Annotated in this window: 9 protein-coding genes; 4 read left to right on the top strand and 5 right to left on the bottom strand. The window is 62.3% G+C overall.

Annotation, left to right across the window (positions count from 1 at the left end):
• A partial coding sequence (locus KBZ15_RS13080; protein WP_255015641.1) for a peptidylprolyl isomerase occupies positions 1–175 on the bottom strand: 175 nt, incomplete at its 3' end.
• A gap of 93 nt (positions 176–268) precedes the next feature.
• Here KBZ15_RS13080 and mtnP point away from each other — a divergent pair.
• The gene (gene mtnP, locus KBZ15_RS13075) at positions 269–1,207 is read left to right on the top strand and encodes an S-methyl-5'-thioadenosine phosphorylase (RefSeq protein ID WP_255015635.1); all 939 of its coding nucleotides are present in this window, start codon (positions 269–271) and stop codon (positions 1,205–1,207) included.
• Here mtnP and murQ read toward each other — a convergent pair.
• From murQ to dnaK, 4 genes are read right to left on the bottom strand one after another with little or no spacing between them, the layout of a single operon-like run.
• Positions 1,186–2,127: an N-acetylmuramic acid 6-phosphate etherase gene (gene murQ, locus KBZ15_RS13070; protein WP_255015632.1), complete on the bottom strand. Its 942-nt coding sequence runs from the start codon at positions 2,125–2,127 to the stop codon at positions 1,186–1,188. The two genes, mtnP and murQ, sit on opposite strands and share 22 nt — an antisense overlap.
• Positions 2,124–2,507, bottom strand: a complete 384-nt coding sequence (locus KBZ15_RS13065) for a DUF3110 domain-containing protein (RefSeq protein ID WP_255015640.1) — start codon at positions 2,505–2,507, stop codon at positions 2,124–2,126. The genes murQ and KBZ15_RS13065 overlap by 4 nt, the downstream gene beginning before the upstream one ends.
• Positions 2,508–2,541: 34 nt before the next feature.
• The gene (locus KBZ15_RS13060) at positions 2,542–3,519 is read right to left on the bottom strand and encodes a DnaJ domain-containing protein (RefSeq protein ID WP_255015629.1); all 978 of its coding nucleotides are present in this window, start codon (positions 3,517–3,519) and stop codon (positions 2,542–2,544) included.
• The gene (dnaK, locus tag KBZ15_RS13055; protein ID WP_255015628.1) at positions 3,516–5,606 is read right to left on the bottom strand and encodes a molecular chaperone DnaK; all 2,091 of its coding nucleotides are present in this window, start codon (positions 5,604–5,606) and stop codon (positions 3,516–3,518) included. The genes KBZ15_RS13060 and dnaK overlap by 4 nt, the downstream gene beginning before the upstream one ends.
• Positions 5,607–5,805: 199 nt before the next feature.
• Between dnaK and pstC the strand changes: the two genes are divergently transcribed.
• The 3 genes from pstC to pstB are packed head-to-tail and all read left to right on the top strand — an operon-like array spanning position 5,806 to position 8,585.
• Complete coding sequence (pstC, locus tag KBZ15_RS13050; RefSeq protein ID WP_255015626.1) at positions 5,806–6,783, top strand: phosphate ABC transporter permease subunit PstC; 978 nt, start codon at positions 5,806–5,808, stop codon at positions 6,781–6,783.
• Between the two features lie 12 nt (positions 6,784–6,795).
• Complete coding sequence (gene pstA, locus KBZ15_RS13045; RefSeq protein ID WP_396123480.1) at positions 6,796–7,722, top strand: phosphate ABC transporter permease PstA; 927 nt, start codon at positions 6,796–6,798, stop codon at positions 7,720–7,722.
• Between the two features lie 38 nt (positions 7,723–7,760).
• Positions 7,761–8,585, top strand: coding sequence for a phosphate ABC transporter ATP-binding protein PstB (gene pstB, locus KBZ15_RS13040; protein ID WP_255015636.1), 825 nt, complete (start codon positions 7,761–7,763; stop codon positions 8,583–8,585).
• The last annotated feature ends 27 nt before the right edge of the window (positions 8,586–8,612 follow it).

Raw genomic sequence — 8,612 nt, 5'->3', positions numbered from 1 at the left:
TATTTGGGCAGCCCCCCTGGGCCATGAAACCGGGAATCACCCGATGGAAGGCCAGGCCGTCGTAGAAGCCCTCTTTGGCGAGCTTGGTGAAGTTGGCCACGGTTTTTGGCGCATCAACCTCGAAGAGCTCGAGTTCGATGCTGCCGGCATCCGTTTCCATCAGGGCTTTGGTCACGACAAATGGGGGGAAACAGCGACTTTATGGGGTCGCCGGAAGCGGTTGCCTCCACCCCCATGTTGAGAATGGAAGCTGATGGGCGCAGTGCCGATGACCGACTTGCCGAAGACCAGCTCCAGCCCCGTCCCCCGCACCGGCATCGATCTCAGCCGGGCCCGCATGGGAATCCTGGGGGGCAGCGGGCTGTACGGCATGGACGGCCTTGAGAACGTCCAGGAGTTGCGGGTCGAGACCCCCTACGGCGATCCCTCGGCTGCCCTGCTGCTGGGGCGTATCGGCGAGCTGGAGGTGGTTTTCCTGGCCCGCCATGGTCGCCACCACAGCCTCAGTCCCACTGAGGTGCCCTATCGGGCCAACATCTGGGCCCTGCGTTCCCTCGGGGTGCGCTGGATTCTCTCCCTCTCGGCGGTGGGTTCACTGCAGGGGCAAATCCGCCCCCTGGACATGCTGGTGCCGGACCAATTCATTGACCGCACCCAGCAGCGGCCCACGACCCTCTTCGGGGATGGGCTTGTGGCCCACGTGGGTTTCGGGGATCCCTTCTGCCCGGCCCTGGCTCGCCTGCTGGCCGACGTGGGCGAGAGCCTGATGCCAAAGGGCCACCAACTTCATCGAGGTGGCACCTACCTCTGCATGGAAGGGCCCGCCTTCTCCACCCGGGCTGAATCGGAGCTTTACCGCTCCTGGGGATGTGCGGTGATTGGCATGACCAACCACACCGAGGCTCGCCTGGCTCGGGAGGCCGAAATCGCCTATGCCACCTTGGCGATGGTCACCGACTACGACTGCTGGCACCAGGACCATGCCTCGGTGACGATGGAGATGGTGATCGAGAATCTGGGCACCAATGCCACATTGGCCCAGCAGATCGTGAGGGTGGCGGCCGAGCGGGTGGCTGCCCAGCGGCCTACCAGCAGCGCCCATCACGCGCTCCGCAATGCCCTGATCACCCCGCCAGACCAGGTGCCCGCTGCCAGCCGCCGCAAGTTTGATCTGTTTACTGCGCCCTACTGGGGACCCTTCAACTGAGCAGCGCAGGCCGCCAGAGCCTGCCTCAGGCTGGGGCCATGCCGTTCCAGCTGGGTGGAGGCCCCATCCAGGTCCAACCCCGATGCGGCCATCAGCAAGGCCAATTTCACCGAACCCTGGCTCTCTTGCAACAGGGCCACCCCGTCCTCCCGGCTGACACCGGCCAGGTCGCGCAGGATGCGTAGGGCCCGATCCTCCAGTTTGATGTTGCTGACGGCCACATCCACCATCCGGTTGCCGTACACCTTGCCCAGCCGCACCATCACGCCGGTGGAGAGCAAGTTGAGGGCCATCTTGGTGGCGGTGCCTGCCTTGAGGCGGGTAGATCCGGCCAGCAACTCCGGCCCCGTGAGCAGGCGGATATCGATCTCACAGGGCATTGGCACCTGCTCTGCCGGCACGCAGGCCATGGCGATCGCCAGGGCCCCGATCGCCTGGGCGTGGGCCAGCCCGCCCAACACGTAGGGAGTGGTGCCACCTGCCGCAATCCCCACCAGGCAGTCGCCGGCGCCGAAGCCCCGCTGCTCCAGATCATGGCGACCGGCTTCAGCCAGGTCTTCCAGCCCCTCCGAGCTGCGCAGCAGGGCAGCTGCCCCACCTGCAAGAACCCCCTGAACGAGCTCTGGTGGGCTGCAAAAGGTGGGCGGACACTCCGCCGCATCAAGCACCCCAAGTCGGCCTGAGGTGCCTGCGCCGAGATAGAAGAGGCGACCACCCTGGGCCAGCCGGCTGGCGATGGCATCCACTGCCCGGGTGAGGGCTGGTGCCGCCTCTGCCACGGCCCTCTGGGGCTCCAGGTCGTTTGCACAGAAGAGGGCTACCAGCTCGGCGGTGGAGAGTTGGTCGAGCTTCTCACTGAGGGGATTGGCCTGTTCGGTGAGCAGGTGGCCCCGGTCAGTTGCGGGCACAGGCAGGCTCACAGCAGCCCCTCCAGCTGACGCCGAATCGCCTCCAGGCTGCTATCAACGCCAGCCTCTGGCTGCTCCTCCTGCCACTGGGTCACATCCATGTTGCGCTCCGGTGGCGCGATCAGCAGTCGATCTTCCGGGCTCTGGGGCAGGAAGCCGGCTGGCACCAGGCGAGCTTCGTAGCCGGCCTGGCTGCAGAACAGCTCCATCTCCTCCCGGTCGAGGGGCTCGACCGTCGGCACGGGAAAATCCTGGGCCTCCAGCAGTCCCGCATAGCGCTCGGCATCGTCCCGGTCTTCAAAAAGCAGCACGACAGTGCGGCCACTGACTTCCAGGGAATGGATGCCTTCCTGGTCGCTTCCGGCATCAAATAACAGCACATGCACCGGCATGGATCGCGGCAGGGGGGCATCGCCCTTCAGTGTGTCACCGGCTGCCGCCATCGGGGTCATCGGCCAATTGTTGAAGGCGTCTGTAGAGGGCCGCCTCATCGTCAGCCAGCACATCCGGCACAACGATGCGTACCTCCACCAGCTGGTCGCCCCGTTGCTCGCCCCACTCCTGGCCACGGGCCCGCAGCCGCAGCAGTCGGCCGCTGGAGGAGCCCGGGGGCACCCTCAACTTGACCGGCCCCCGCAGGGTCGGCACCACCACCTGACAGCCCAGGGCCGCCTCGGCCGGGCTGAGTTCCAGGGGGTAGAGAACCCGCAGGCCATCGATGCGCAGGCCCTCATCCGTGCGCACCCGCAGCTGGAGGAAGTGGTCACCACCGCCCGGTGTCACCCCGACAAGCCGCAGCCGCCAACCGTCGCCGGCAAAAGGGGGAGTCCAGACCTCCACCGCCGTGCCATCGGGGAGCACCAACTCCACCCGCTCGCCCTGCAGGGCCTGCTCCGGGCTGAGTTCCACCAGACTTTCCTGATCACTGCTGGCCTGCACCGGGGGGGGAGGGGCGGGAGAGGAGGTCACCGAGCCGGCAGATTCGTCCTCGTCCTCTGTCTCGTTCTCGTTCTCGGTCTCGGTCTCGATCTCGGCGGCGTATTCCCGCTCCACAGGCGGCCCTTGCTCCTGGGCCGGCCGGCGGCGCTCGCCCAACAGGGCGTCGAGGTAGTCGTCAAAGTCTGGAAATCCCGTGGCAAAGGGATCACCTGCGCCTGAGCCACCCGGCCCTGCCGAAGGGCCCCCGGCCTCCCACGCCTGGCGGCGTCGGGGATCGGAGAGCACCGCATAGGCCTCGTTGACCCGCTTGAAGCGCTCCTCTGCGAGGGGGTCGTTGCCGTTTAGATCCGGATGCCAGCGGCGGGCCTGGGCCCGGAAGGCCGCCTTGAGGCTGGGGGCATCGGCACCGGGCTCCAGACCCAGCACTGACCAGTAGTCGGGCTGGGCGCCAGGACTATGGGTCACCGGTAGGAGCCATCCCCCCAGGGGTCCTCATCTGGCCGCAGGGGACGGTCGCGGCCGATCGGTTCAGGTTCCCTGTAGCTGGGTTCCCTGTAATTGGGTTCCCTGTAGCTGGGTTCCCCATAGCTGTTTTCCCGGTTGTAGCGGGGCGGCGCCATGGCCCAGGGGTCGCTGCCTGGACGGTTCCAGTCATCCCAGTCATCATCGGCAAACAGCTCATCCTTGAGCGAGCCCAGGGTGTTCTTGAGGCCCTGGAGGGGCCCCTGCTCGGCCTTGCGCTCACTCAACAGGCGTCGATTGAGGCCAAACAGCGCCTCCTGGAGCTGGCTGACCGCCAGTTCCAGCTCCACCAGGTCATCGGCGGCGAGCAGGTCCTGCACATCGCGCAGGGCCATCTCCACAGAGCGCTGCTGGCGCTCGGCGCCATAGGGCCCCAGCTCCAGGGAGGCATCGCGGAGCCGGCGCTCCGCCTGGGCCACCAGGGTCTGGGCCCGGTTGCGACGGTCAATCTCTGAGCGCTTGCGCCGATCTTCACCGGCCTTCAGCTCTGCCTCCTCGATCAGGGTTTTGATCTCCTCCTCGCTGAGATTGGATCCCCCCTGGATGCTCACGCTCTGCTGACGGCCCGTGGTGCGGTCAGTGGCCGACACCTGCAGCAGGCCATTGGCGTCGATGTCGAAGGACACCTGCACCTGGGGGACCCCGCGGGGAGCAGGCGGAATACCGGAGAGGCGGAAGCGCCCAAGACTTTTATTGCCCTCGGCCATCTGTCGCTCGCCCTGCAGCACATGGATCTCCACAGAGCTCTGGTTTGACTCGGAGGTGCTGAACAGGTCGCTTTTGCGTACTGGGATCGGTGTATTGCGCGGGATCAAGACCTTCATCACCCCTCCGATCGTCTCGAGACCAAGCGACAGGGGCGTGACGTCGTTGAGCATCAGATCGCGCAGCTCACCGGTGAGGATGCCCGCCTGCACGGCAGCCCCAATCGCCACCACCTCATCGGGATTAACCGACTGGCATGGCTCCAGGGGGATGAGGGTACGCACCATTTCCTGCACCATCGGCATGCGACTGGAGCCCCCTACCAAAACCACATCGTCGATGTCATCCGCTGCCAGGCCTGAATCCCTCAGGGCCCCCTGCACGGGCCGGAGCAGGCGGTCAAGCAGATCGGGACAAAGCCCCTCAAACACCCTGCGCTCGAGGGTCGTTTCAACGTGCAGGGGCCCATCCGGGCCCGTGGCGATGAAAGGAAGAGAAATCGGGGTACTGGGCACGCCGCTCAGTTCGATCTTGGCCTTTTCCGCCGCCTCGGTGAGCCTCTGCAGAGCCTGGCGGTCGCGGCGCAGATCGACTCCGTGCTCGCTTTGGAAGCCATCTGCCAGCCAGTCGACGATGCGGCGATCCCAGTCATTCCCGCCCAGCTGGGTATCACCGCTGGTGGCCTTGACATCGAAGACCCCCTGGGCAATCCGCAGCACCGAAACGTCAAAGGTGCCGCCCCCCAGGTCGAAAACCAGCACCCGTTTGACCGTGCTGCGATCAAAGCCGTAGGCCAGGGCCGCAGCTGTGGGTTCGTTGAGGATTCGCTCCACACTGATCCCGGCGAGCCGCCCCGCATCGCGGGTGGCCTGGCGCTGGGCGTCGTCGAAGTAGGCCGGCACGGTGATCACCGCAGCCTCCACCGGCTCGCCCAGATAGGTGGCGGCATCATCCACAAGCTTGCGCAGGATGCTGGCCACCAACTCTTCCGGGGCGTATTCACGCTGGGTAGCCGGGCAGACAACCCGCACGCTGCCCTGGTCGTTGGCCCGCACCGTGTAGGGCACCGTCAGGCTGCCCTCCTCCAATTCGTCCCACTGGCGGCCCACAAACCGCTTGAGGTTGGCGAAGGTATTGCGGGGGTTGAGCACCAGCTGGCGCCGGGCCAACTGCCCCACCAACAGCTCCTGATCGCGGCTGAAGCCCACCACCGAGGGGGTCGTGCGGCCGCCTTCAACGCTGGCGATCACCTGGGGACGGCCACCCTCGAGAACCGCCACCACCGAATTGGTGGTGCCCAAGTCGATACCAACTATCCGTGACATGACTGGGCGCCATGGGATTTGGGGAGCGATGAAGCCTGTCGACCCATGAAAGCGGCTGGCGCGGCCCCGCGCGATGGAGCCCCAAAACTACCGGGCGACAAGACGTTAATCACTGCTTAAACGCCCATGCGAGGGGCGCTTCGTAGTTTTGGCTGGATAGGCCGCCCCCGGGCTGACCGATGCAAAGCCATTCCCCCCCATGCTGACGGACCTCAGAGCTACGGATCCCAGCCCATCCCCGCGGGATGCCTTCACCTTGAGGCGACGGCCCCCAAGCGAAAGGTTCGTCGACCTGGGCTTTCGGCAACTCACCCTGGTGCTCGCCTCCATGGTGGCAATTGTGCTGCTGGGAATTTTCCTGACGGTGTTTCATGGGGCCCGCGAGGCGATTGCCGAGTTTGGTCTGAACTTCCTCACCACCTCCGGCTGGGATCCCGTCAACGAAGACTACGGAGCCTTCATCGCCATCTACGGCACCCTGGTGTCCTCGATTCTTTCTTTGTTGATTGCCGTGCCCCTCGGGGTAGGTACGGCAATTTTCATCACCGAAGATCTGATGCCTACGGTGGTTCGAGATGCCATCGGCCTGATGGTCGAATTGCTCGCTGCCATCCCTTCGGTCGTACTTGGCCTCTGGGCAATTTTTGTGATGGAGCCTGCGATCAGGCCAGCCCTCAGCCTCGTGCACAGCTTGCTGGGCTGGAGCCCGTTTTTCAATACCATTCCCCAGGGTCCCGGCATGGCCCCGGCAATTTTGATTCTGGTGGTGATGATTCTGCCGATTATCACCGCCATCTCTAGGGATGCGCTGAATCAAGTACCAATTGAATTGCGCCAGGGAGCTTACGGGGTAGGTACTACCCGCTGGGGGGCCATCTTCAGTGTCATCTTGCCGGCAGCTATTTCTGCAATCACTGGGGGCGTGATGCTGGCCTTAGGAAGGGCCATGGGGGAAACGATGGCTGTCACAATGATTATTGGCAATTCCCTCAACTTTGACCTTTCCCTGCTTGCACCCGGCAACACGATTGCCTCGATGTTGGCAAACCAATTTGGTGAAGCCGATGGCATTCAGGTGTCGGCTTTGATGTATGCGGCCTTGATATTGATGGTGCTGACCTTCTTAGTAAATATGGCTGCCCAGTTAATTGTGAAGCGCTTGAGCCTTCGTTACTGAGATAACCCACAAATGGCAACCCAGATGACGAAATCATCCCCCATCAGCTACTCGAACAGCTCCCTGTTTGATCGCAGACCCCTTCATTTTGATCCCAGCCTCAAGCGCAATCGGCTTAACCAGCTCTTCACCACAGTTGCGGGCCTGTTTGCCTCAATCGCGGTACTGCCCCTCTTCCTGGTACTGATCTATGTGCTGATCCAGGGAGGTAAGTTGATTTCCCTAACCATGTTCACTGAACTCCCCCCGCCCCCTGGTCTTGAGGGTGGTGGTATCGGCAATGCCGTTCTCGGGACCATGTTAGTTACGGCGATTGCGGCACTGATTGCGATTCCTGTTGGAGTTGGCGGAGGCATCTATCTCAGTGAATATTCCAGCCGGGGCTGGTTTGCACAGTTTGTCAGTTTTGGCAATGATGTGCTTGCAGGTGTTCCCTCGATCATCAGTGGCGTCTTCGTCTACGGAATCGTTGTTTCGACCCGCTTCTTCTTTGATCAGAGCTATAGCGCCATGGCTGGGGGCATTGCCCTTTCAGTGCTGATGCTACCTACGGTTATCAAAACCACAGACGAAGGTCTCAAATTAGTACCCCAGGAATTGCGCATGGGCGCCTACGGAGTGGGTGCCTCCAAATTTGTCACTATTACCCGGGTGACGCTGCCTTCTGCATTCACCCCCATAGCCACCGGGGTGGTTCTGGCGATTGCCAGGGCAGCCGGTGAAACGGCCCCTCTCATCTTCACAGCCCTTTTCTCTCCCTTCTGGCCGGAGGGTGTTTTCAACCCAATAGCAACCATGTCTGTTTTGATCTTCAATTTCGCGATCATGCCTTATGAAGCTCAAAACGAACTTGCATGGGCCGCCTCCTTTGTTCTCGTCATGATGATTCTTGCGGCAAATATTTTGGCTCGCTGGATCAGCCGTATGGCCAAGGTCTGACCCCCAAGCTCTCTCCCCAAACCTACCCACTTAGAACCATGACAAGCAGCTACGCCAAACCAACCAGTGCTGATACCAGTAAGGTGGATGTCTGCATGTCACTGCAGAATGTCACCATCTCCTACGGGAAATTTGAGGCGGTGAAAAATGTCTATATGGATTTACCAAAAGGCAAGGTGACAGCCTTCATTGGCCCCTCCGGTTGTGGCAAGTCCACCGTGCTGCGGGCTCTCAACCGCATGAATGATTTGATTCCGGGCTGCAAATTGAAGGGTAGGGTTGTGTTTGACAACAACGACCTCTACGACCTCCGCGTCGATCCGGTAGAGGTGCGCAGGCGAATCGGCATGGTTTTCCAGAAACCCAATCCCTTTCCTAAAACGATCTACGAAAACATCGCCTTCGGCGCCCGCATCAATGGCTTCAAAGGCGATATGGATGAGCTGGTGGAGCGCTCACTCCGCAAGGCTGCGGTATGGGATGAATGCAAGGACAAATTGCGAGAGAGTGGTCTGGCCCTCTCCGGCGGTCAGCAGCAGCGCCTCTGCATCGCCAGGGCCATCGCCACGGAGCCTGAAGTCATCCTGATGGATGAACCCTGCTCAGCCCTTGATCCGATCTCCACTTTGAAGATCGAGGAAACGATGCACCAACTCAAGCGTAGTTACACGATCATTATCGTGACCCACAACATGCAGCAAGCCGTGCGGGTTGCCGATCAAACTGCTTTCTTTAACGCCGAAGCGGTGGAGGGGGGCAGTGGCAAGGTGGGCTACCTGGTTGAATTCAATGACACCGAAAGAATATTTAACGCACCCGGCCAGCAGGCCACCCAGGATTACGTGAGCGGCCGCTTTGGCTAAATGCACAGCTGATCCGCCTGAGCAGGC

The organism is Cyanobium sp. BA20m-p-22, assembly GCF_024346275.1.
Taxonomy (GTDB): Bacteria; Cyanobacteriota; Cyanobacteriia; order PCC-6307; family Cyanobiaceae; genus Cyanobium_A.
This window is presented reverse-complemented; position numbering and strand designations above follow the sequence as displayed.